The sequence below is a fragment of the Propionigenium maris DSM 9537 genome, assembly GCF_027925155.1.
Classification (GTDB): domain Bacteria; phylum Fusobacteriota; class Fusobacteriia; order Fusobacteriales; family Fusobacteriaceae; genus Propionigenium; species Propionigenium maris.
This window is the reverse complement of the sequence record NZ_BSDY01000008.1, coordinates 162,797-184,927: the sequence shown is the minus strand read 5'-3', so window position 1 is coordinate 184,927 and position 22,131 is coordinate 162,797. Positions and strand designations below refer to the sequence as shown.

24 protein-coding genes and 5 tRNA genes are annotated in these 22,131 nt (G+C 41.8%); 1 reads left to right on the top strand and 28 read right to left on the bottom strand.

Translation table 11 applies throughout. The features are described from left to right. The 11 genes from QMG11_RS10370 to QMG11_RS10320 all read right to left on the bottom strand — a co-directional run. Positions 1–244 (bottom strand): GTP-binding protein (locus QMG11_RS10370; RefSeq protein WP_281835755.1); only part of this gene is annotated, 244 nt, incomplete at its 3' end. 101 nt (positions 245–345) lie between these two features. Further along, positions 346–430 (bottom strand) — tRNA-Tyr (locus QMG11_RS10365). Positions 431–564: 134 nt separating this feature from the next. Next, positions 565–1,491, bottom strand: a complete 927-nt coding sequence (locus tag QMG11_RS10360; protein WP_281835754.1) for a radical SAM protein — start codon at positions 1,489–1,491, stop codon at positions 565–567. A gap of 9 nt (positions 1,492–1,500) precedes the next feature. After that, positions 1,501–2,457, bottom strand: coding sequence for a gluconeogenesis factor YvcK family protein (locus tag QMG11_RS10355; protein WP_281835753.1), 957 nt, complete (start codon positions 2,455–2,457; stop codon positions 1,501–1,503). A gap of 86 nt (positions 2,458–2,543) precedes the next feature. Then, the gene (locus tag QMG11_RS10350) at positions 2,544–3,263 is read right to left on the bottom strand and encodes a 2-phosphosulfolactate phosphatase (protein WP_281835751.1); all 720 of its coding nucleotides are present in this window, start codon (positions 3,261–3,263) and stop codon (positions 2,544–2,546) included. A 104-nt stretch (positions 3,264–3,367) separates the two neighbouring features. Beyond that, positions 3,368–4,123 (bottom strand): Cof-type HAD-IIB family hydrolase, encoded by a 756-nt coding sequence (locus tag QMG11_RS10345; protein WP_281835750.1) that lies wholly within the window; start codon positions 4,121–4,123, stop codon positions 3,368–3,370. Positions 4,124–4,380: 257 nt separating this feature from the next. Continuing rightward, positions 4,381–4,617, bottom strand: a complete 237-nt coding sequence (locus tag QMG11_RS10340) for a hypothetical protein (protein WP_281835748.1) — start codon at positions 4,615–4,617, stop codon at positions 4,381–4,383. Between the two features lie 6 nt (positions 4,618–4,623). Continuing rightward, positions 4,624–5,163: a hypothetical protein gene (locus tag QMG11_RS10335; RefSeq protein WP_281835746.1), complete on the bottom strand. Its 540-nt coding sequence runs from the start codon at positions 5,161–5,163 to the stop codon at positions 4,624–4,626. Between the two features lie 131 nt (positions 5,164–5,294). Next, positions 5,295–5,933, bottom strand: coding sequence for an acetate uptake transporter (locus QMG11_RS10330; protein ID WP_281835744.1), 639 nt, complete (start codon positions 5,931–5,933; stop codon positions 5,295–5,297). Between the two features lie 647 nt (positions 5,934–6,580). Further along, a complete protein-coding gene (locus QMG11_RS10325; protein ID WP_281835661.1) occupies positions 6,581–7,126 on the bottom strand; it encodes a ferritin family protein in 546 nt (181 codons plus the stop codon). A 662-nt stretch (positions 7,127–7,788) separates the two neighbouring features. Then, the gene (locus tag QMG11_RS10320; RefSeq protein WP_281835742.1) at positions 7,789–8,544 is read right to left on the bottom strand and encodes a Cof-type HAD-IIB family hydrolase; all 756 of its coding nucleotides are present in this window, start codon (positions 8,542–8,544) and stop codon (positions 7,789–7,791) included. A 421-nt stretch (positions 8,545–8,965) separates the two neighbouring features. Between QMG11_RS10320 and QMG11_RS10315 the strand changes: the two genes are divergently transcribed. Continuing rightward, positions 8,966–10,495, top strand: coding sequence for an AAA family ATPase (locus QMG11_RS10315; RefSeq protein ID WP_281835741.1), 1,530 nt, complete (start codon positions 8,966–8,968; stop codon positions 10,493–10,495). A 345-nt stretch (positions 10,496–10,840) separates the two neighbouring features. Here QMG11_RS10315 and QMG11_RS10310 read toward each other — a convergent pair whose 3' ends face one another. The 17 genes from QMG11_RS10310 to QMG11_RS10230 form a co-directional block, all read right to left on the bottom strand. Then, the gene (locus QMG11_RS10310) at positions 10,841–11,281 is read right to left on the bottom strand and encodes a hypothetical protein (RefSeq protein ID WP_281835740.1); all 441 of its coding nucleotides are present in this window, start codon (positions 11,279–11,281) and stop codon (positions 10,841–10,843) included. A gap of 47 nt (positions 11,282–11,328) precedes the next feature. After that, on the bottom strand, positions 11,329–11,961 hold the full coding sequence (locus QMG11_RS10305; RefSeq protein ID WP_281835739.1) for an L-threonylcarbamoyladenylate synthase: 633 nt from the start codon (positions 11,959–11,961) through the stop codon (positions 11,329–11,331). 98 nt (positions 11,962–12,059) lie between these two features. Further along, complete coding sequence (locus tag QMG11_RS10300) at positions 12,060–13,019, bottom strand: ribose-phosphate diphosphokinase (RefSeq protein WP_373877224.1); 960 nt, start codon at positions 13,017–13,019, stop codon at positions 12,060–12,062. Further along, positions 13,019–14,368 carry a bifunctional UDP-N-acetylglucosamine diphosphorylase/glucosamine-1-phosphate N-acetyltransferase GlmU gene (gene glmU, locus QMG11_RS10295; protein WP_281835738.1) on the bottom strand — a complete coding sequence of 450 codons (1,350 nt, stop codon included), beginning with the start codon at positions 14,366–14,368 and terminating at the stop codon, positions 13,019–13,021. Before glmU ends, QMG11_RS10300 begins: the two co-directional genes overlap by 1 nt. Before the next feature lie 682 nt (positions 14,369–15,050). Further along, positions 15,051–15,461, bottom strand: coding sequence for a DUF2721 domain-containing protein (locus tag QMG11_RS10290; protein WP_281835737.1), 411 nt, complete (start codon positions 15,459–15,461; stop codon positions 15,051–15,053). 123 nt (positions 15,462–15,584) lie between these two features. After that, entirely contained in the window at positions 15,585–16,130 is a 546-nt protein-coding gene (locus QMG11_RS10285; RefSeq protein ID WP_281835735.1) for a J domain-containing protein, read from the bottom strand. Positions 16,131–16,326: 196 nt separating this feature from the next. After that, the gene (locus QMG11_RS10280) at positions 16,327–16,881 is read right to left on the bottom strand and encodes a tetratricopeptide repeat protein (protein ID WP_281835733.1); all 555 of its coding nucleotides are present in this window, start codon (positions 16,879–16,881) and stop codon (positions 16,327–16,329) included. 539 nt (positions 16,882–17,420) lie between these two features. After that, on the bottom strand, positions 17,421–17,774 hold the full coding sequence (rplT, locus tag QMG11_RS10275) for a 50S ribosomal protein L20 (RefSeq protein WP_281835732.1): 354 nt from the start codon (positions 17,772–17,774) through the stop codon (positions 17,421–17,423). A gap of 60 nt (positions 17,775–17,834) precedes the next feature. After that, positions 17,835–18,041, bottom strand: coding sequence for a 50S ribosomal protein L35 (gene rpmI, locus QMG11_RS10270; RefSeq protein ID WP_281835731.1), 207 nt, complete (start codon positions 18,039–18,041; stop codon positions 17,835–17,837). Between the two features lie 22 nt (positions 18,042–18,063). Continuing rightward, positions 18,064–18,582 (bottom strand): translation initiation factor IF-3, encoded by a 519-nt coding sequence (gene infC / locus QMG11_RS10265; protein WP_281835729.1) that lies wholly within the window; start codon positions 18,580–18,582, stop codon positions 18,064–18,066. 254 nt (positions 18,583–18,836) lie between these two features. Beyond that, positions 18,837–18,926: transfer RNA gene (locus tag QMG11_RS10260), tRNA-Ser, on the bottom strand. A 43-nt stretch (positions 18,927–18,969) separates the two neighbouring features. Further along, positions 18,970–19,046: transfer RNA gene (locus QMG11_RS10255), tRNA-Arg, on the bottom strand. Between the two features lie 35 nt (positions 19,047–19,081). Further along, positions 19,082–19,171: transfer RNA gene (locus tag QMG11_RS10250), tRNA-Ser, on the bottom strand. A gap of 6 nt (positions 19,172–19,177) precedes the next feature. Next, positions 19,178–19,265: transfer RNA gene (locus QMG11_RS10245), tRNA-Ser, on the bottom strand. A gap of 256 nt (positions 19,266–19,521) precedes the next feature. Continuing rightward, a complete protein-coding gene (locus tag QMG11_RS10240) occupies positions 19,522–19,722 on the bottom strand; it encodes a DUF1858 domain-containing protein (RefSeq protein ID WP_281835727.1) in 201 nt (66 codons plus the stop codon). Between the two features lie 103 nt (positions 19,723–19,825). Next, entirely contained in the window at positions 19,826–20,683 is an 858-nt protein-coding gene (locus QMG11_RS10235; protein WP_373877227.1) for a KpsF/GutQ family sugar-phosphate isomerase, read from the bottom strand. A 315-nt stretch (positions 20,684–20,998) separates the two neighbouring features. Then, positions 20,999–22,123, bottom strand: a complete 1,125-nt coding sequence (locus QMG11_RS10230; protein WP_281835719.1) for a pyridoxal-phosphate-dependent aminotransferase family protein — start codon at positions 22,121–22,123, stop codon at positions 20,999–21,001. Positions 22,124–22,131: the final 8 nt, after the last annotated feature.

Here is a 22,131-nt window from a genome sequence, read left to right as displayed (position 1 = left end):
AGTCAACGTGAGCGTAGTGTCTGTTAGCAGTCTCATACTCGATGTGAGCAGTGTTGATAGTGATTCCTCTTTCTCTCTCTTCTGGAGCCTGGTCGATGTTCTCGAAATCAACCTTCTCAGCTAGTCCAGCGTCAGATAGAACTTTTGAGATTGCTGCTGTTGTAGTTGTTTTACCGTGGTCAACGTGTCCGATAGTTCCGATGTTAACGTGCGGTTTACTTCTTTCAAATTTTGCTTTAGCCATTGAAAATCCTCCTGGTTTTTTATATAAAATTTTTATACACAAGTTTATTAAAAAAAAATCCACACAATTCCCAATTTTTGTTGTTGAGCTGTGTAGTAAGATGGTGGTGAGGGAAGGATTCGAACCTTCGAAGGCAGAGCCGGCAGATTTACAGTCTGCTCCCTTTGGCCACTCGGGAACCTCACCATTTTATTTTAAGCTTTACATAAATGATAACTGTGTTCCACTTTGAGTCTCAAAAGTGCAATACTTATACCTAAAATAACTCAAATTAGAACACAGTAATTATATATCAGCAGCATAGGTTTGTCAACAGGTTTTTACAGTTTTTCCACATAAAACTCCTCGTCACGGTAAACACTTTTCACCTTGTTTTCAGCCTCTAAAATCTCCAGATATTTATGCAGATCCTTCCCCACTACTCCCTCTAACTCCTCCAGAGTATAGGGACGTTTTGAGAGCATATTCAGTATAAGACTTTCATTCTTCCTGGAGTAACCTGCCAGCTGACTCCTCCTCTTATACTTCTTTATTATCTCCACTCCCTCTATTCCCCTGTCTTCAAAGTAGCTTCTTATCTCCTCCAGCCTCTCAAAGGTAGCTGGCTTTATCCATCCTACAGCTCCAGGTCTTGCCAGGGTGTTCAGCTGTACCCCGTCCACCTTGAGCTCCTTCAGGTAGTCCGCGAACTTTTTTAGCTCCTCCTGGGTATCGTTTACCCCTGCTGTGATGAAGACCTCCAGGTAGATCCTTCCCTCATACTCCCTGGAGAGCTTCTTCAGCCCCTCCAGTATATCCGATGCTTTAAGGGTAGGGTGGGGTCTGTTCATCTGAAGGAAGTTTTCCTCGCTCACAGCATCTAAAGATGGCATGATAACATCTGCCATCTTCAGCTCCTCTATGACCCCCTCCATATTAAGGGTGGTGGAGTTGGTTATCACAGCCACCTTGTGGGGGGTATTTTCCTTTACCCACTGGATGAGTTTCCCGATACTTTTATTGAGGGTAGGCTCCCCGCTTCCCGAGAAGGTAATGTAGTCTGGGGTCACATCCTCAAGAGCTTTCAGGAGCTCCTCCTTTACCACCTCTATATCCACATAGTCGCATCTCTCACTGTAGGTACGGGCATTCCCCCCGCACTCACAGTAGATACAGTTTAAGTTACAGGTCTTGGCTTCCACCAGATCTATTCCCAGGGATACCCCCAGCCTTCTTGAGGGTACCGGTCCAAATACATACTTATACATAGTTTCTCCTTAGTGTTCAATTAATGAGTATACAGCTGCAGCTGTTTTATATGGATGGTGCCTTATCTTTCCTGTGTCCTTTTCAAGCTCTATAAGCCTCTGCTCCATCAGCTCCAGGTTCATCTCCTCACAACGCTCCCTGTCTACCTTAACAGGGCCAACTCCCTCAGCCCTGTAGAGCTCTAGTGTTTCCTCTGGGATGTGGCTTATATCTGCCACCACTACATCCAGGAATTTTCTTCCCATGTGGTTGTGGAGAGCCTGGATGTGGTCGCTGAGGGTGTATCCCCTGGTCTCCCCTGGCTGCTCCATAGCATTACAGATATATACCTTCTTAGCCCTGGAGTTCAGGATAGCCCTTCTCATCCTTCCAGGAAGAAGGTTTGGAATTATACTTGTATAGAGACTTCCTATCCCAAGGACTATGAGGTCTGCCTCCTCCACAGCTGTTATGGTCTCCTCTACAGGCTCCGGTGACTCCTTAAAGTAAACCCTCTTTATCTTCTTGTCAGCCTTGGGTATCTTGGATTCTCCCTCTACCCTTGTTCCATCCACCATCTCCGCCACAAGAACCGCCTTATCGCAGGTGGAGGGAAGGATCCTTCCCTTGATATCAAATACATTGGTAAGTCCCTTCATGGCACTTGTAAGGTCCCCCGTCACTCCCACCATGGCAGCTAGAAGTAGGTTTCCCAGGGGGTGACCTGCAAGGCTGGTGTCCCCCTTAAACCTGTATTGAAGGAGATCCTCCACAAGGGGCTCTATCTCCGAGAGGGCCACCATTACATTACGGAGGTCCCCCGGTGCAGGGATCTCCAGTTCATCTCTCAGCTTTCCGCTGCTTCCTCCGTCATCAGCTACAGTTACTATGGCCGTTATATCCACGGGAAAGTGTTTCAGTCCCCTCAGGATTACCGAAAGACCTGTTCCACCTCCCAGAACTACTACCTTTGGTTTTATATACATAAATTTCACCTTATCCTTCCATGATCTATTCTATATTATATAGTAACCTCCACAGAGAAAACAAGTAAGGGACTTTGTCCCCTTTTTTAATCCTGAAGCCTACCGGCTCTTACCACACCCTCCCTGTATTCTGGAACGATATCGTAGAGATTTAAAGATAAGCAGTAGTCCAGGTCCTCATGAAAATCTATGCTTTCAAGATAGGAGTAGTGTCTGCTCCCTGCAAGCCTATCCTTGGGCTCCCTGCACCCCAGAGCTATGTCCCTCATGGCAAGGGCAGAATCTGTAAACTCAGCCTCCCTCTTCTTCTGGGCTATCCCCTCTGCTATCATCCCGGCACAGAGAGCATCATCCAGGGAGAACTCTCCGTCGGTACCTGCACACACCACTACAAGGTCCTCATCCTCCTCTAGGACCCTCTTAACCACTGCATCCAGGTTGAGAAAGCTTCCGGTAAAGACCCTTCTTCCGCTATTGCTTCCCACCAGAGCCTTGGTCCCGTTGCTGGTGGTCATATACATCCTCTTTCCCTCTATCTCCTCTCCATACTCCAGAGGGGAGTTCCCATAGTGGAATCCCTCTACCTTGAGACCCCTCCTCTCCCCACAGAGGATGGCATCCACCCTCCCACGGCCTGCTTCAAAGACCTCCTCTACATCCTTGAACACATGGATCTCCTCCACTCCCCTGGCCATGGCTGTGACCATAACACTTGTTGCTCTCAGCACATCTATAACAACTATATTTCTTCCCTCTATCTTCTCTCTCTTTATATCGTCAGCTGTAAATATAATATCTACCTTCATTCCTACCTCCGCTTCTCACCATTCATAGCACGGGGATAATCCCCTAAGAGAAGTATACTATTTTTTAGGGGGAGGTGTAAAAGAAAAAGGAGTCCAGAGACTCCTTAGATCAACCCAAACTTCTTACAGGCATTGTAGATCCCGTGGTTGTCCACGCTGTCGGTGACGTAGTCGGCTATCCTACGGAGCTCCTCCCTGCCATTCCCCATGGCCACCCCCATACCTGCATACTCTATCATCTCCATGTCGTTGTAGCCGTCTCCAAAGCAGATTATCTCCTCCTGCTTTACCCCCAGCTTCCTCCTTATCTCCTCTATACCCACAGCCTTGGAGCGGTCCCTCTTAAGGACATCGTACATGCCGTTTCCCCAAGGAACCAGGTTGTACTCCTTTTCCAGCACCTTGAAGTCATCTATACTCTCCAGGGCAAAGATGATTATATTTTCTATCTCCTCCTCTGCCCCCTGGATTACCTTGAACCTGTCCAGCATGGGATGGGAGAACCTTTCTCTGAGCTTCTCCAGGTCGGAGATAAAGGTCCCCTCTCCGTTGGAGAAGCCGTAGCAGTGCCCCTCCCTCTGACAGATCCTCTTTACCTCATCGGTGACCTCCTTGGGATAGGTGTATCTGTAGAGAACCTCCTCCCCGTAGTTTACGTAGTGGCCGTTGCACGCCACATAGTTTTCTATCCCTGTGACCTCAAGGATCTCCGCCATATTCTTCCTCTCCCTACCTGTAGCTATGAGGCAGTGGATCCCCCTCTCCCTGAGCTTTTCTATAGCTTCCAGGGCTGTATCCGGTATCTCATCCCCCCTTACAGTGAGGGTTCCGTCTATATCAAAAACCGCCATCTTATACATACTTCCTCCCCTTGATCCCCTATTTACCTTAAGGATAGCCCAGAACTTTTCAAAAGTAAATTTAAGGAAAAGTCCCCCTTCCCACTCCAAAGCCCTCCTATCTATTGATATTAAAGGGTTTTATTTGCACGCCACACATAAAATTTTATAATTTCAGCAGGCAGCTTATAACTTGTAGAGGCAGATCTCAGGGAATTTTATAATTTCCAGGGGTATAAATTATAATTTGATATTTTATAACTTCCCTTGGCAGATACCTATCCCCTTGGGTCTCCCTCCATATAATATCCGAATATCCCCCTAAAGGCTTCCGAGGTCTTTGGTCCTGGTATCCCTTCCTCCTTGAGGTAGATCCCTGCAAAGGTATTGAGGAACACCTGGAGCCTTCTGGCCTCCTCTGAAACCTTGGATTTGGAGTAGACTATCTTTTGAGAAGGTATTTTTTCTGCCTCCAGGTCTATAACCCCCATCTCAGCCATCCTTCTGAGAATCACAGCTGCTCACACCTGCTGGGATACTGCACTCTCGGACCATCTGCCGTCTGCCACATACTTCCCCTTGGTGTCGTGGCTGGAAAAACTCCAGAGGTAGGGTGAGAGTACATGGGGGTGTCTGCTTCTGTATCCCCAGCCATTATACTTTTCAAGCTTATAGAGGATCCCCCCTATACTCCAGTCCTTCCACCTGTTGAGTTTCTCATACTCCAGAGCATCTATGGAGCTCTCCTCCCAGGTAAATGGTGGGGTACCGCTCTTGGGTCTCCCCCGGGGAATGTGCTGGGTTCTCCTAGTGAGGGAGTCCCCGTTGTGAAGGTGGGTATTGAAGTTCAGGCCTCCCTCCATACTGTGGATGACAGCTATAAAGTACCAGGGGATCCTCAGTCTGTGCCCTACCTTCTCATACCTCTCTTGGTTTTTCAGGATATTTACAATAACCCTCTCAACTGCCGGAAGCTTTCCACTCCTTACCTGGCAGGTATCAAAGAGTCTTTCATACTCCTCCTTCAGCTTAGATTTAAACCAGCCACTGCACTCCCTCATTTTTTAATCTGTCATAAGATTCATGACCTCTTAAAAAATATACTCCCGCCCCTGGGGAATTCCTCCACCTTAACAAGAGGCCGATTAAACTTGCAAATAAAAAAGGAGCCCTCTGGACTCCCATAGTTTTACTAAGCTACTTGAAGTTTTGCTGCTGCCGGCTTCTTGAAGATCCCCAACGGTTTCCCCACTGGAAGGAACTCATAGCCAAAGTGCTTGTTGAGGACAACTGCTGCTGAACCGTAGAAGGACATCATGGATATAGCCATCTCCGTCCACGCCCCGATCATGTGAGTTGTATGTGCCATTATCCCAAAGGAAGACAGTGTAAGACACAGCAGTAGTATGTCGATCAGCACAAATATTATAAGAAGAACCTTGTTTGTCTCCACAGAACCTATAGTCATATAGAGGCTGAATATAGTGTATCCCAGGAAGGCAAAAGCCAGTGCCTTGGGATCTGCTGCTGCCTGTAGTCCTGCCCCGAAGGTTCCCATCTGTATCATCCAGCTCATTCCCACTCCATACCAGAAGAATGCATATCCTCCAAAGGCTGTAGCACCGAAGATATTGTTGTGCTTGAGATCGTTTACGCAGGCCACCATCTGTGCTGTTGCTCCTAAAAATAATACCCAGGGTATAACAAGACCCAACCCGCTAATCATTCCAAATTTTGCTGCTGACGCCACCAAAGTTACCATTGCCAGTCCCAAAAGCCCTATTGCCGACGGGTCTGCCACTACAATCTTTACATCTGTACTGCTTGACATTTCACTCCTCCTCATTTGTTCTTTATTGCTATAATACAATTTTAGAGGATGTTCTTGAATAAGTCAACTATATATCGTTCTTTTTCCGTTTAAAGTGTACTCTAATAGTTTGGGAGACCACTGTATTTGGCTTGTAACTCCCCTTAAGAGAACCGTGTTTCGTTACTTCTCTCTTGAAACTCTTTGTTCTTTCTTTGCTTGTCCAAAGAAAGAACAAAAGAAAAGACACCTCTTTCCAAATGTTTTTCAAGTAAGGCTATTCCTCTACGACCTTTATCAGCTACAGTCCTCGACTTCGTCTTGCGGAACTTAATCTGTTGTACGGTCTAGTAAAAACGTTTTGCCTAAAGCTTCATCAACTGGAAAGAGGAAAAAATATAAAATGGGGTTCATAGTCGTTGGGCTCCACACCGAAGAGCTACTTCGTTCCGTCGGACTTCTTTAGGCTCTGTAGAGAGCCCGGCAAAGGAAGTAAAAATATGCGCTTACCCCAAAAGACAATTATGAGTCCCTAGCTTGCATCATGGTAAGAAAGTACCTCACTCTCTTCAGAGAGTGAAATAAGTTTTTAAAAGATATTACATAAAAAGAGGGGAGTCTAACGACTCCCAACTATATTATAATGACTATTTAGTTTACCTATTTAATTACTTCTGAAAGTATCTCTCTAGTAGCCCTAGGAATGCTCTTCCGTGTCTTGCCTCGTCCTTTGCCATCTCGTGAACTGTATCGTGGATAGCGTCAAATCCTAGTGCCTTAGCTCTCTTTGCGATCTCAAACTTTCCTGAAGTTGCTCCGTACTCTGCCTCTACTCTCTTAGATAGGTTCTCCTCAGTTGATGCTGATACGCACTCCCCTAGAAGCTCTGCGAACTTTGCTGCGTGCTCTGCTTCCTCAAAGGCGATTCTCTTGTAAGCTTCCGCTACCTCTGGGTATCCCTCTCTGTCTGCTACTCTTGACATTGCCAGGTACATTCCTACCTCTGTACACTCTCCCTCGAAGTTTGCTCTCAGACCTGCAATGATCTCCTCGTCTCCGCATGCAAGTCCCTCTCCGATGATGTGCTCAGTTGCCCAGACTCTTCCTTCTCCCTCTTTGATCTCTACAAATTTATCTGATCCTGCCTTACATACTGGACATACCTCTACTCCTGCTTCTAGAACTTCTCCACATACTGTACATCTAAATTTCATTTCCTAACCTCCGAATTTTTTGTTTCAAATTTGTATTTGTTACAACTTTGTATTTATTATGAGATAATTATATATTAGGTGGGAGGTTTTGTCAATGGTTTTTTTCTTTAATTTTTTATATTTTTAAAAGTTATTTTACAGTTGCTTTTTTGCGGTATATCAAGCTTTTATCTTGCACGTTGTTAAAGAAAAAGAGAGCGCTTTGGGGGCTCTCCTAAAAAATAATTTCGTTACTTCTCTCTTGATATTTTCCATTCATTCTTTGCTTGCCCAAAGAACGAATCAAGAAAGGGCACCTCTGTTGAAAAAAGCTACTTCATAATCAGAAAACTAAGAAAATACCGAAACTTGCTCCGCTGCAGACAGTCGATATTTTCTAAAGTTTTCCCTCATATTCCATCTACGCTTTTTTCAAAGGAGGATTATCTAAACCTTAAACCTTTCCGCCTCTTTCAAGTGGATGTGGCTTTGTACAGAAAATCTTTGCTAGGCCGTTTAACAGATTAAGTTCCGCAGTGTTATACATTATTCTTTACCACCAGAACGAGGACTGTAGCTGACAAAGGCCGTATGGTAAGAACCCTCTTAAGAGACTTTTGAAAGAGGTCCAGCTTTTCTTTGGTTCGTTTCTTTTGCTGGTGAAAAGAAATGAACAAGAAAAATTAGATAAGTCCGAACTTTTTGCAGGCTTTATATATCCCGTCGTTGGCTGAGGTGTCGGTTACGTGGTCGGCGGCCCTCTTCAGCTCCTCCCTGGCATTTCCCATGGCTACACCCAGGCCGGCATATTCCGTCATCTCCATGTCGTTTAAACCGTCACCGAAGGAGATTATCCTCTCCCTCTCTATGCCCAGTCTGCTTGCTATCTCCTCTATACCCACAGCCTTGGAACGCCCCCTCTTCACAAGGTCAAACATACCGTTACCCCAAGGTCCCAGGTGGTAGCCCTCCTCTAATGGCTTGAAGTGTCCTCCCCCGTCTGAGGCGTAGAGGATTATATTTTCTACCTCCCCCTCTATATCCTCCAGGAGCTTTATCTCATCCAGCATATTGTGAGCACCGTCCTCCCTCAGCCTCTCTATATCTGAGATGTAGATCCCCTCTCCGTTGGAGAGACCGTAGCAGTAACCCTCTCTCATACAGATCTCCCTTATCTCCTCTATCACATCCTCGGGGTAGGTGTATCTGTAGAGGATCTCCTCCCCGTACTTCACATAGTGGCCGTTGCAGGCTATGTAGTTATCTATTCCAGTTATCTCAAGGATCTCCCCTATATTCTCCCTCTCCCGGCCGGTGGCTATTAGGCACTCCACTCCGTTTCTCCTAAGCTTTTCCAAAGCTTCAAGGGTGGTTTCCGGGATCTCGTTCCCTTTCACTGTGAGGGTTCCGTCTATGTCGAATACTGCTAACTTATACATATTTTCCTCCTTTAAATCTTTTCTTATCCTATAAGGATAGTTCAGTTTTTTATTTTTTCCAACTTTATTGTAAAGAAAGAGAGTTCCTGAAGGAACTCTCTAAAGTAATTTTGGTTTATATTCTGTTTGTTCTTTCTTTGCTTGTCCAAAGAAAGAACCCAAGAAAGGACACCTCTTTCCAAATGTTTTCCGGGCAATATTATTCCTCTACAACCTTTATCAGCTACAGTCCTCGACTTCGTCTTGCGGAACTTAACCTGTTGAACGGTCTAGCGAACACTTTTAGCCTAAAGTTATATCCACTGGAAAGAGGTATTCCCAAAATAAACTTACAATAGTTCAACTTAATATAGTATAATTATTAAGAAAAAGTGTACTGTTGATTATAAAAACTCATCAATCTTTCATAAAAGGAGAATCTATGAACTACATCAAACAGACCATAGAAAAAATCCATATACATAAATTAAAAGGATTAGTAGACTTAGAAATGACATTTAAAGAAAAAGGACTTACTGCTATCTTAGGAATAAATGGCGCAGGAAAGTCTACTGTTTTACATGCTCTTGCCTGTGCATACAAACCTATGGAAAATAGTGATCGACATAATTATAAATTCAATCAATTTTTTCTTCCTACACCTAATTCCTCTTGGCAAGGAAGTAACTTTGAACTAATTCATAGTTATACTAACATCCAAAAGGGATCAAATGGAATTTTTCAAAAAAATCATAACACAAAAAGAATCTACTCAAAAAATAGCAATCGTTGGACTCCTCGATACAGAGATAGAACTCCTAGAAACGTTTATTATCTTGGAATCGACACTTGCTTACCTATGATTGAAAAAAATAAAAGTAAAACTCCTAGAAACGTTACTTTTGAAAATTCAGAAATTATTAATCAATCAAAAGTTTTAGAAAAAGCTAAAATAATACTTGGAAAAAATTATCTAGAACATAAAGAGTATAAAAGTAATTATTCTGATAACCTATTAGGAGTAAAGTTTGGCAATATCGAATATTCTGCTTTTAGTATGGGGGCTGGAGAACAAAGGGTATTTAAAATTTTAGAAGTTGCTGAAAAGGCAGAAAAATACAGTCTCATACTTATTGATGAAATAGATTTATTACTTCATTCTCTAGCTTTCAAAAAACTTATTTTTACTCTTGTAAAAATAGCTGCTAAAAAGGAATTACAAATCATTTTTACAACACACGAAGAAAGTATTTCTAATTTTAGTGACAAAGTTGAGATTAGACATATTTGGAAAGAGGAAATCACTAATAAAACTCTCTGTTTCGAAAAAAACACCCCAGATATTCTTTATAGGTTAACTGGTATCCAAGAAAAACCTTTATCCATTTATGTGGAAGATCATTTTGCAAAAATCATTATCGAACAAATCGCATCTTCTTTAAGGATCAAGCGTAATCTAGAAGTTAAACTATTTGGTGCCGCTAAAAATGCTTTTACATTAGTTAGTGGACTATTACTTAAAGGAGAAAACATAAAAAATAGCTTATTTGTTTTAGATGGAGATGTCTATAATAATGAGTCTGAAAAACTTGATATGCTAAAAAAATCTCTTACTGGAAAGGATAATTCTATTCAAGATTTAAGAACAAAAGCCTTAGAACAAATTAAAGAGTTCAGCCTTCCAAAAGATCTAACCCCAGAAAAGCATTTATTAAAAATGATTACTAACCTTAACCATTGTGAGAATCTTAGTGAAGAGGATATTGAAATTATTAATATTGCTCAAGAAATTAATGCTTGTTCTGATAACCACGACTATATAAACTATATTATTGATAGATTAGGGTATGATAAAATTAGAGGTTATGACAAAGTTATTCAAACTGCAAAAAAATCTTCAGAATGGTCAGATTATATTAAACCTATTTCAGATTGGTTATTGTTAAAAAAAGATGAACTCAACTTCCAATAAAAAAAGCCTGAAAAGGCTTTTTTTATTCTAGAATAAATTATTAAATCAATAGAGAGTTACCTAGACTATTGTATAAGGTCGTTTTATTTGCCGACTGCAGTTAGTCGTTGGACTCCACAATCTATGTTGCTTCGACTCGTCATACAGGATAGGTTCTATCTAGAGCCTGTAAAAAGAGTCGGAAACTTTGCTCTACCCCAAAAGACAATTAACGGAAGTCTTGAACTTTTAGGTACCTTTTGGTTCAAGCTAAAAGGTACGAAATAAAACAGGAAAAATCCTACTTTAATTTAAAAAAAGAGATCAAGAAGCAATAAAAAAAGAACCCCAAAGGGTTCTTCATTATTACTTCTTGATCTCTTCGAAAAGCTGCTTGTACTGGTTAAGCATTACCTTCATCATAGCTTTTTTAATCAGCTGGTACCACTTAAACTGCATACCTTCCATTCCTCTGATTGAGTCGCCGATCATTCTCTTTAGGAACTCTAGCTCTTCAAAACTTACCTTTACTTCAGTTCTGTCCTTGATCTCGCACTGAGTCTTTAGGTAGTCAAGGAAGTCGATTACTCCCTGCTGCTGAGGTGCTGTTTCCTGTCCTGCAAACTGCTTCTTTATCTCATCTATAAACTTAGCTAAAAACTTCTTGTTAGCCTTCTCTAGTTTAATAGTATATTTTCTCTTTGATTTTCCAATTCTCTGCATTGTATTCATCATACCCATCATAGATGACATGTTGTTCATCTGCATAGGATTTAGGTTATTTGGATTTATTCTTTGCCCCTTCATTATTCGCCTCCGTTTTTTAGATTTATTCTATAAATAAATTATTAAGATTATATCTTTCCTATTACCTCTTCCAGCTCCTCCTTGGAGATTCCACCGGCTCTGAGGATCTTAGGTTCTCCCCTCATATCAAGGATTGTGGATTCTATCCCCACTGGACAGTCTCCTCCCTCTACCACTATCTCCACTCTGCTCTTGAAGCTCTCGCTTACCTCAGTGTGGTTTTTAGGGCTCGGTTCTCCCGAGATGTTGGCGCTTGTTGTGGGCAGTATTCCCCCGCAAGCCTCTATAATATCCAGTGCAACTGGGTGGTTTGGCATCCTTACACCCACGCTTGTCCCGCCGGAAACCATCCTAGCAGGTACACTGTCCTTCTTATCTAGTATTATTGTTAGGGCTCCAGGCCAGAATTCCTTCATAAGTTTTTCTATTTTTTCCCTGTTTTCACCCATATGAGCTATCTCCTGCACCCTGTCCACGTCACTTACAAGGGCAATAAGGGGTGAAGTAAACTCCCTTTCCTTAGCTGCATATATCTTTTCAATGGCCTCTATGCTGTACATACTTCCCCCTACGCCATACACTGTATCTGTAGGGTAGACAATGAGGGCATTCTCCTCGGTTATTTCTCTCTTAATTTTATCCAGGTCTATATCAATCAGATTAAATACACTTTGTCTCATTTTTCATACCTCGGCCTTCATTCTATGTCATAAACATTATCTATTTTATCATATTAAAATAAAAAAAGCTAGTAGAGGCTACTAGCTTTTAATAGGATCTATCTCTTCTCAAATAGTCCTGAGATAGACTCATTCTTAACTATTCTCTTGATTGTCTCAGCAAATAGTGTATCTACAGAAAGGATCTCTACCTTGTCGATAGCCTTGTCATCTGCAAGATTTATTGAATCTGTAATGAATATTTTCTTAAATGGAGATGCTTCCAGTCTTTCCATAGCTGGTCCGCTGAATACTGCGTGAGTACAGCAAGCATAAGTTTCCTTAGCTCCAAGCTTCATGATAGCGTCTGCTCCAACTGTGATAGTTCCTGCCGTATCGATCATATCGTCGATGAAGATAGCAGTTTTACCCTCTACCTCACCGATAAGGTTCATTACCTCAGCCATGTTGTGCTTAGGTCTTCTCTTGTCGATGATAGCGATCTTACAGTCAAGCCATTCAGCTAGCTTTCTAGCTCTCTTTACTCCACCTACGTCTGGAGATACAACAACTACGCCGTCTCCCTGTAGTCCCATGTTAAGGAAGTTCTTAGCCAGGATAGGTAATCCCTCTAGGTGATCTACTGGGATATCAAAGAATCCCTGGATCTGGTTTGCGTGAAGATCCATAGTAAGTACTCTTGTTGCCCCTGCTGTTGTAAGTAAGTTTGCCACTAACTTAGATGTGATCGGCTCTCTCGGGCTCGCCTTTCTGTCCTGTCTAGCGTAACCGTAGTAAGGGATTACTACGTTGATTGTCTTAGCTGATGCTCTCTTAAGGGCATCGATGAAGATTAGTAGTTCCATGATGTTTTCATTTACCGGCTCAGAAGTTGACTGAATTACAAATACCTCTGATCCTCTTACTGTTTCATCAACCTTAGCGTATACCTCTCCGTCCTTGAATCTTACGATCTGTGACTTACCAAGAGGTAGTCCTAATTTGTCAGCTATCTTGGTAGCTAGCTTGTAGTTCGACGTTCCTGCAAAAACCTTTACATCCTTCGCATCTCTAATCATTACTTCTTTTTCCACTCCTTTTTAATTATCTGCTTTCCACGGGCTACAGCCAGAGCTCTAGCTGGTACATCCTTAGTGATAACAGACCCTGCCCCAATAAGAGCATGGTCACCTATTTCTACCGGTGCCACAAGCATAGTGTCACTTCCGATGAAGGCTTCCTCTCCTATTGTAGTATTAAATTTATTTTTACCATCGTAGTTACAGGTGATAGTACCTGCACCTATGTTGGTCTTTTTACCAATGTGAGCATTCCCCAGATAAGCCAGGTGGCCAGCCTTTACTCCAGGCTCCAGGGTCGATTTCTTGGTTTCCACAAAGTTTCCAATGTGTACTCCCTCTTTAAGGTGTGATTGCGGTCTGATGTGGGCATATGGTCCCATAGTTACCTTGGCATCTATGATACTCTCCTCCACAACAGATCTTTCTATAATGACATCGTCTCCGATCTTACTATCTACTATTCTTGTGTCTCCAAGGATCTCACAGTTGCTTCCGATAACTGTCTCCCCCTGAAGGTGTACTCCAGGATAAAGGGTAGTGTCCTGACCTACCACTACACTCTCCTCTACATAGGTGTTTGCAGGGTCTATAAGGATTACTCCCTCCTCCATTAGCTTCAGATTCTTTCTCTCTCTCAGTACTCTTGCTGCTGTGGCAAGCTCTACCTTGGAGTTTACTCCCAGAATCTCCACATTATCTTCAAGGATATAGCTCTCTACCTTCTCTCCCTCTCTTACGTGGATTCCGATTACATCGGTAAGGTAGTATTCACCATTCTTGTTCTTGTTGTCTATCTTTCCTAGGGCATCAAATAGCTTCTTTGAATCGAAGCAGTATACCCCTGCATTTACTTCCTTTATAGCTGCCTGCTCAGGTGTTGCATCTTTTTGCTCCACGATGGCCTTTACCAGACCGTTCTCCTTAACTATCCTTCCATATCCAAATGGATCTTCATAGATAGATGTAAGAACTGTAGTGGCTGCTCCGCTCTCCCTGTGCTTCTCCCACAGCTTGTCCAGAGTCTCCTCTCTCAGCAGTGGAGTATCTCCGCAGACTACCATTACGTCTCCGTCGTAGTCCTTTAGTACATCCTCAGCCATCATAATAGCATGACCTGTCCCCAGCTGCTCCTCCTGTACAACGTATTTTACGTCTCCAAGAGTCTCAGTGACAAGTTCCTTCTTGTGTCCTAAGATTAATATATTTTCCTCTGATTTCAGGCTCTCCAGGATATTCATTATCTTCTTTACCATAGGTATCCCATTTACCTTATGAAGCACCTTTGGTAGCTCGGACTTCATCCTTGTACCCTTTCCCGCTGCTAATATCAGTGTCTTTAGTTTCATAATCGATTTCCCCCAAACGTTAAAATCCTAATTCCAAACTCTAGGAATTATACCACAGAATAATATCTATTTCAATATATGGTCACAAGATAGGGGAAAAAATTCACTCTAATTTAACAAAGGTAGATTTTCTTTATCTTTAACCTATTGCTATCCCTTTCTTTTGGCATTCATTATATTCTTTCAGGCTTCACATTGCTAGTTTTCTTTATTTTTTTGTTCCCATAAGTAGCTACTTTTCTCTTTCTAAAAAGTTCATTTCTTGTTTTGATATCATCCGTAGAGAGTCTCCCCAGATTTATAAAGTTTATTTCATAAACTGAGAGGAGAGGACCCATACTAATTAATTAAACTTCTAAATTAAAATAAGTGTCTGGAGGCAGTCGTCATACCTCACATCAATATCCTGCTTCATTGCGTTTAACTCCTTTAGGCTCTGTAGAGAGCCCAGGAGAGCAATGAAAACTTTGTTTAGCTCATAAAGACAATTGCCGGAAGACTTGATTTTTGGGCTACCTTTGTATCAAGGCAAAGGTAGCGAATTTTCTTTAGGTACTTTCTTTCGCAGAGTTCTTGATTTATGAAATAAATCTTAGAAGTCTGGTGATACTCCTTGCGGGTAACATCCTGGCAAGGAAGTAACATACCCACACTAAAAAAAGCTCCCTGGGGGGAGCTTCTTCTATACCTTACACTTGCAGCCTCTACACTCATCCAGCTGTACTTCCAGAGCCTTTACTGAATCATAGATCTCTATTACCGAGAGGATCAGGGATCCCAGCAGCAGCAATAGGCTTATCATAAATGCCACCTCTCCCAGGATAAGCTTCTCAAAGAAGAGAAAAGCTATGGATGTTATGGAGAGTATGAGAGCCATAACCCCCAGGATCTGCATATTCTTTATGAGCTGCACCCTTCGTCTCAGGAGCTCCAGCTGAAGCTGGAGGTTTTTGTCTCCAGGCTCGGATTCCTTCTTCCTCTCATGGAGAACCCTTATAAGGCCTGCCAGCCCCATAAACCTTGTGGTATAGGCCACCATAAGAAGGGATACCGTGGAAAAGAGCAGGGCCGGTGTAGTCAGTGTCAACTTCATCTAAACTTCCTCCTTCAGACAGAACTGAATCATAGTTATTACAAGTGTTATCTTTCACAGAAAGACCCTCCCTGATAAGGGAGGGTTCCTTTATTCCATTATCAAAGGTTAATAAAGTAGAGACTACTTCTTGGACAGCTTGTCGTAGGCTTCATTTATCTCCTTGAACTTCTTCTCGTGGTAGGCCTTTACATCATCATCAGCTGTTGCATACCTGTCTGGATGGTGTTTTCTCGCCAAGTTCCTGTAGGCCTTCTTAATCTCATCCTGGTCTGCCTCGGTTTGAACCCCAAGGGTTGTATAGTACTTGGTCTTATCCTCAAAGGCACCGTAGGGACTCCCCTGGCCTCCTCCAAAGTTTCCGTAGTTCTGGTTCCCTCCAGCCTGTCTGAAAAACTCCTCAAAATCCTTGGCATTGCTGGAGCTGTAGTAGTAGGTTCTGGTCCTTGCTCCTCCGCTGCTCCTCTTGGGATTATTCTTATTCTTCAGATAGTTATAGATAATAAATATCACTATAAGAGGAAAGAACGCCCCTATAAACCATATGGAGATGGAAAAGATAAAGCTCAGCATCACCAGAAACGGTATGGATTTAAGGGCTCCATTGGGACCAAAAAATAATATAGCCACTATAAATAAAAATATAAATATAGGAAAAAATATCGTCATCAATACACCTCTGTTTTTTATTTAGTTATATATAAAAAATATCTATGTGAGGAGCTCTGCCCCACATTCAAGCCAAGATTCTACCCTATAATACTAGTTATCATTATAACCTCACTGCCCTAAAAAGTCAAATAACCTAATTATTGGACGATAACTTTCCCATAAAAGTTAAAAACCTCTCACATGAGAGGTTTTTTTATGCAGTTTCCTGCTTGAGTTTATTTATCTTCAATTCAATATCCTTGTCTCTTGGATCGATCTCGTAGGCAGTTATATACTCCTGAAGTGCCCTCTTCTTTCTTCCCATATCCTCATACTTCTTGGCAAAGTCAAGGTGTGCTGTGTATATATCCAGGTCCAGGAAGATAGCAAAATCATAACTTCTTATGGCCTCCATGATATTTCCAGATCTAGAGTGTGCATTTCCTAGCAGAAAGTAGATAAACGGCGAATCAGGTGCTACATCAAGTGCCCTATTAAAGTAGTTGACTGCCACTGAGTGCTCCTCCAGCTCATAGTGAAGGTATCCCAGGAATGCCATGAAGTTATGGTTCTCCGAATCAAGCTTTAAAAGCTTTTCATAGATGGTTATAGCTTCCTCATCCCTCTTACTGTAGTAAAGAATTGCCCCCAATTCCCTTAACAGTTCTACATTTTGAGAGTCCTCTAAGAGCTCCATTCTTACTTCCTCTTCCCTGTCTCTTAGATCCTTGTCCTTGCAGTAATCATTAAAAATCCTTGTTCTTAACATAGTGATCGCTATTAAGTAGCTTCCCCCCCTCTCATTCTTACCACTGTTAATATATAAGGTGATTATAGCATAAAACCCTATAAATTTAAATTTTTTATTCTTAAAAAAACACCCCTTCCTCTTAAATTTATCTCCCAGGGAAGGATATACGGTTATTTTTTAATTAAGAAATTTATAATTTTTTTTAATATAAATCATTGATCTCTTGCATTTTAATTGTTATAATCATATATTTGGTATATTTTTTCACGCGGATTGTCCATATTACAATATAATAGAATTTTTTATTCTGCTTTCCTTTAATCTTTCTATAATAAAAAATTTATTTTTTATTAACCTCTAATTTCCGGTGAAGGTGGGACAGAAATCAAAGGCTAAATAAAAACAGAACTTTCACCCTTCAATACCTTCCCTCTATCATTCTCCCCAGCTTTACTTCTATAAAGTTTATAAAGAAAGATCCTCCTTAAGAGCTATATTATATAGATGAGTAGATAACAAAAAAACTCTGCTTAAAAAGCAGAGTTTTAATTCATTAATTATAGTGCAGCCTTTGCAGCAGCTGTTAGAGTTGTGAACTCAGCAGCGTTGTTTACTGCGATGTCAGCAAGTACTTTTCTGTCAAGCTCGATTCCAGCCTTCTTAAGACCGCTCATAAGCTGAGAGTAAGTCATTCCGTTCATTCTTGCAGCAGCGTTGATTCTGATGATCCAAAGCTGTCTCATCTTTCTCTTTCTTACTTTTCTATCTCTTGTAGAGAATGCAGCTGCTCTCATTACAGCCTGGTTAGCTTGCTTGAATACGTCACCAGACGCTCCTCTAAATCCTTTAGCAGCTTTTAATATTTTCTTGTGTCTTTTTCTTCTAATAACACCTGTTTTTACTCTTGCCATTATCAGTTCCTCCTGTTAACAAAAATTAGATTTTAACTTATTTAATATACTATATTGAGATTATCTTCCAGAACCTGTAGGAAGTAGTACTCTGAATCTTCTTGCAGTTCCTTCAGAAATTACGAAGTCCTTCTTAAGCTTGTTCTTTCTCTTTCTCTTCTTCTTAGTTAAGATGTGGCTTGTTCCTGAGTGCTTTACTACGAACTTCCCTTTAGCAGTTACCTTAACTCTCTTCTGTGTTCCTTTATGCGTTTTCATCTTTGGCATAATGTAATCCTCCTCTCAAATACTAAACGTTTTTCTTCGGTGTAAGCATTATATGTTTTTGCTTTTCACCATATTTTTTATCGACATCTGCTGTTTCAGAAAATCTCTCTGCTACCTGCTCAAGGATTTTCACTCCTAAATCAGCATGCATTCTTTCTCTTCCAAATAGCATCAGACTTACTTTTACTTTGTTCTCCTTAGCTAAGAACTTTTCAATCTTTCCAATCTTAGTTTCAAAATCATGCTTATCGATTCTAGCCTTGAACTTTACTTCCTTTACAACTACAAGCTTCTGCTTCTTCTTAGCTTCCTTAGCCTTTCTTGCAAGCTCATACTTGTACTTTCCGTAGTCCATTATCTTACATACAGGCGGCTTCGCGTTAGGCGACACCTCTACAAGATCAAGCTCAGCTTCTCTTGCCTTGCTAAGTGCTTCTCTTGAGGACATTACTCCTAGCTGCTCTCCGTCAGCTGAGATTACTCTTACTTCTCTAGCTCTAATTCTTTCGTTGATTCTAGTCTTGTCCGAAATATTAGACACCTCCTAAAATATGTTTTACAATAAAAAACGGGATGTAAACATCCCGTATATAACATATATCACAAAGTTTCAATCTGAGATCTCAGATTAAACACAAATAGACAAATACCTTTACCCTATGAAAGCGTCGTGGCCCACAAGGTGAGAAACGGGAATGTTTCTTCTTGGAAGAATCTCTAATGATTCCTCGGTTTAATTATTTAATTTACACATCAGTATAACTTTTTGTATGTAAATTGTCAACAAGTTTTTTATGGCGGAGACAGAGGGATTTGAACCCTCGATACCATCACTGGTATACACCCTTAGCAGGGGTGCGCATTCAGCCGCTCTGCCATGTCTCCATATTAACTTTAAAAACTTGTTTCGGGTTACTCTCTTTGTAGATGGCGCACCTAAGAGGAGTCGAACCCCTAACCCCCTGGTCCGTAGCCAAGTGCTCTATCCAATTGAGCTATAGGTGCACAATTGTAGATTTCCATATCTGCCAATCTTTAAATGGCGGAGACAGAGGGATTTGAACCCTCGATACCATCACTGGTATACACCCTTAGCAGGGGTGCGCATTCAGCCACTCTGCCATGTCTCCATATTCTGGCGATGGGACTGGGACTCGAACCCAGACAGCTTGCGCCTTAACCGGTTTTCAAGACCGGCTCCTTAGCCAATTCGGACATCCCACCTGACAAGGTTAAATATACCATAGATACTGAGGGGGTGTCAACTGTTTTTTAAGTTTTGGGGCTATTTTTCTGGGTTTTCAAAAGCTTCCCACCATATACCCGCTAAATTTTTATTTTTTTCCTCTAAACCACTCCCAGGACCCTGGGCTGTAACCGATATTTATCAGAGTAGGGAGCATATCTAGATAACCCCTACTTGAATTCTTTCTTCCCCCTAGAATTATAAAAACCCCATCCATGGATGGGGTTGAGTTGATTACTTGTTCTCTTCGATCAGCTTGTTCATCTCAGCTATAAGTGCATCTGCATCAAGTCCGTGTGACGCGATCCCTTCTCCAAGAGTCTCTCCAGCTGCTACCATACATCCTACACATCCAAGTCCGTACTTCTGGAAAACCTGAACGATTACAGGGAATTGCTGAACTGCTTCTAAGATATTCATGTCTTTAGTTACCATTGATTGATCCCTCCTAAAAATGTCATATTTGAGCTAATTATAGTACATAGTTAGCCCTTTGTCAATTCTTTATTTCATAGATAAGGAATTCTGCCTCCTATCCCTAACCTACCACATGTAGAAGATCGTGGATTCTAACCAGTCCCTTGAGTCTTCCCTCTCCAACCACTGGAAGGACTGAGATCTGATTCTCCCTGTTTTCCATAAGCTCCAGGGCATCTATAGCCATCTTCTCCTCATCTATAGAGGTAAAGGCAGATGTCATTATATCCACAGCCTTATACCCGAAGAAAGCCTCTCTCTTCTGAAGGGCTCTCCTTATATCCCCCTCGGTAATAAGCCCCACTATCCTTTCACCATCTACAACACACACAGCACCCAGCCTCTTGGCTGTCATATTCATAAGTACCTCATCCACACTATCCGATTCTCTGCAGATAGCCAGGGCTTCTCCCGAGTGCATTACATCCTTTACCCTCATAAGGAGTCTTCTTCCCAGACTTCCTCCTGGGTGGTATACAGCAAAGTTTTCCGGCTTAAACTGTCTCAGCTCTATGAGCACTGTGGAGAGAGCATCTCCCATTACCAGGGTAGATGTAGTTGACGAGGTGGGAGCCAGATTCAGCGGACAGGCTTCCCTCTCTACCCCTATATCCAGCACACAGTCTGCTGCTCTTCCCAGAACAGAGTTGGCGTTTCCAGTCATTGCTATAAGTCTGGCCCCTATCTTCTTTATAGATGGAAGGATGGAAGCCACCTCATCACTGTTTCCGCTATTGGAGATAGCTATCACCACATCATCTGGGTGGATCATCCCCAGGTCCCCGTGGAGACCCTCAGCCGAGTTCATAAATACAGCATAGGTTCCCGTAGAAGCCATTGTAGCAGCTATCTTCTTTCCGATAAGTCCCGATTTACCTATCCCTGTGATTACTACCTTTCCCTTGGATCTGAGTATCATATGAGCTGCCTCTATTATCTCCTCAGATATCCTGTCCCTAACCTTCTTCAGTTCCTCTATCTCCGTATCAAATATACCCTTTGCATACTTTATAATGTCCATCTTCTTCTCCTAAGATCATTAAATTTTATCGATTATCTCCCCAATTATAACATACTTTTTTCCCATCTTCACTCCCTAAATTAAAGAAGAAGATAGTAAGGTGTTCCCTCCTTAAGATAGCCTCTATAGCTATCTAGAAACCTCTGCTCCTCTAAGGTCATGAAAGAAAGGTTATCTATACAAAAAAGCCCTGTATCTACAGGGCTTTAGTTGCTACTTATTCATCTCAGCTTTCATCTCATCTATTACTATCTTCATCTTAGAGATAAGGAAGTCGATATCGCTCTTCTCATACTTTCCGATATTTCCTACTCTCAGCATATGTGGCTGAAGGTGTCCATATCCCCCTGCAATTGTGATGTTGTGCTCCTCTGAAAGCTTCTTTCTCAGGTCGTTACAAGGGATTCCCTCGATTCCCCATACTGGTACTACTGTGTTGGATCTCTTATCCTCATCCTCAACAAATAGTCTGAATCCTAGCTTCATTAGCTCAGACTCTATATACTCTCTCAGCATCTTGTGGTGAGCTGTCATTCCTTCTATAGTCTTTCCTAGTAGGTAGTCACATGCATAGTCTGTAGCTACTACAAGGTTAACTGCTGGTGTCTGTGGATGTCTTCCCTGCTCTAGGAAATCAAAGTATCTCTGGAAGTCAAAGTAGAACTTAGGAAGATCAGATGTCTCCATAGCCTTCTTAGCCTTCTCAGACAGGGCAAAGTAGATAAGTCCAGGAGGAAGTAGGAATCCCTTCTGGCTGGCAGCTACTGCACAGTCGATTCCCCACTCATCAAACTTAAACTCATTTACAATAAGGCCACTTATTGCATCTACAATAAGAAGCATATCTGTATTCTTTGTTAACTCTCCCAGAGGTCTTACATCGTTAAGTACCCCGGTAGATGTTTCCGAGTGGTTTACGATAATTCCCTTTACATCAGGATTTTCAGCCAGAGCCTTCTTTACATCCTCTAAGTTGTAGGCCTGTCCCCACTCATACTTTAAGTCTATTGCCTTTAATCCATATGCATTACAAATCTCTAAATATCTATTTCCAAAGTTTCCAGTATTAAGTACTATTACCTTATCTCCCTTGGAGAAAAAGTTTACTACAGATGCTTCCATCCCTGCGCTTCCCGTTGCAGTAGTTGAAAGTACATACTTTTCTGTCTTGAATATCTTCTTTAACTTATCAGTTACTCTCCACAGGAGCTCAGCGTACTCAGGAGTTACGTGGTGGATAAGATCTCTCGCTACCTCTCTTCTGATATCCTCAGGTACATTTGTTGGTCCTGGGGCAAAAAGGTGTTTTTCACTTTTAGGTATTGTTAATTCAGACATATTTGGAA

Coding starts and splice junctions, on each gene's coding strand:
- rpmI (WP_281835731.1), bottom strand. CDS start 18,041: ATGCCAAAGATGAAAACGCATAAAGGAACACAGAAGAGAGTTAAGGTA.
- QMG11_RS10305 (WP_281835739.1), bottom strand. CDS start 11,961: ATGAGACAAAGTGTATTTAATCTGATTGATATAGACCTGGATAAAATT.
- QMG11_RS10235 (WP_373877227.1), bottom strand. CDS start 20,683: ATGATACTCAGATCCAAGGGAAAGGTAGTAATCACAGGGATAGGTAAA.
- QMG11_RS10325 (WP_281835661.1), bottom strand. CDS start 7,126: ATGAAATTTAGATGTACAGTATGTGGAGAAGTTCTAGAAGCAGGAGTA.
- QMG11_RS10240 (WP_281835727.1), bottom strand. CDS start 19,722: ATGGTAACTAAAGACATGAATATCTTAGAAGCAGTTCAGCAATTCCCT.
- rplT (WP_281835732.1), bottom strand. CDS start 17,774: ATGGCAAGAGTAAAAACAGGTGTTATTAGAAGAAAAAGACACAAGAAA.
- QMG11_RS10230 (WP_281835719.1), bottom strand. CDS start 22,123: ATGTCTGAATTAACAATACCTAAAAGTGAAAAACACCTTTTTGCCCCA.
- QMG11_RS10315 (WP_281835741.1), top strand. CDS start 8,966: ATGAACTACATCAAACAGACCATAGAAAAAATCCATATACATAAATTA.
- QMG11_RS10355 (WP_281835753.1), bottom strand. CDS start 2,457: ATGTATATAAAACCAAAGGTAGTAGTTCTGGGAGGTGGAACAGGTCTT.
- QMG11_RS10310 (WP_281835740.1), bottom strand. CDS start 11,281: ATGAAGGGGCAAAGAATAAATCCAAATAACCTAAATCCTATGCAGATG.
- QMG11_RS10330 (WP_281835744.1), bottom strand. CDS start 5,933: ATGTCAAGCAGTACAGATGTAAAGATTGTAGTGGCAGACCCGTCGGCA.
- QMG11_RS10360 (WP_281835754.1), bottom strand. CDS start 1,491: ATGTATAAGTATGTATTTGGACCGGTACCCTCAAGAAGGCTGGGGGTA.
- QMG11_RS10290 (WP_281835737.1), bottom strand. CDS start 15,461: ATGAAGTTGACACTGACTACACCGGCCCTGCTCTTTTCCACGGTATCC.
- QMG11_RS10300 (WP_373877224.1), bottom strand. CDS start 13,019: ATGATTAGAGATGCGAAGGATGTAAAGGTTTTTGCAGGAACGTCGAAC.
- glmU (WP_281835738.1), bottom strand. CDS start 14,368: ATGAAACTAAAGACACTGATATTAGCAGCGGGAAAGGGTACAAGGATG.
- QMG11_RS10350 (WP_281835751.1), bottom strand. CDS start 3,263: ATGAAGGTAGATATTATATTTACAGCTGACGATATAAAGAGAGAGAAG.
- QMG11_RS10320 (WP_281835742.1), bottom strand. CDS start 8,544: ATGTATAAGTTAGCAGTATTCGACATAGACGGAACCCTCACAGTGAAA.
- QMG11_RS10345 (WP_281835750.1), bottom strand. CDS start 4,123: ATGTATAAGATGGCGGTTTTTGATATAGACGGAACCCTCACTGTAAGG.
- QMG11_RS10280 (WP_281835733.1), bottom strand. CDS start 16,881: ATGTTAAGAACAAGGATTTTTAATGATTACTGCAAGGACAAGGATCTA.
- QMG11_RS10335 (WP_281835746.1), bottom strand. CDS start 5,163: ATGAGGGAGTGCAGTGGCTGGTTTAAATCTAAGCTGAAGGAGGAGTAT.
- QMG11_RS10285 (WP_281835735.1), bottom strand. CDS start 16,130: ATGACGATATTTTTTCCTATATTTATATTTTTATTTATAGTGGCTATA.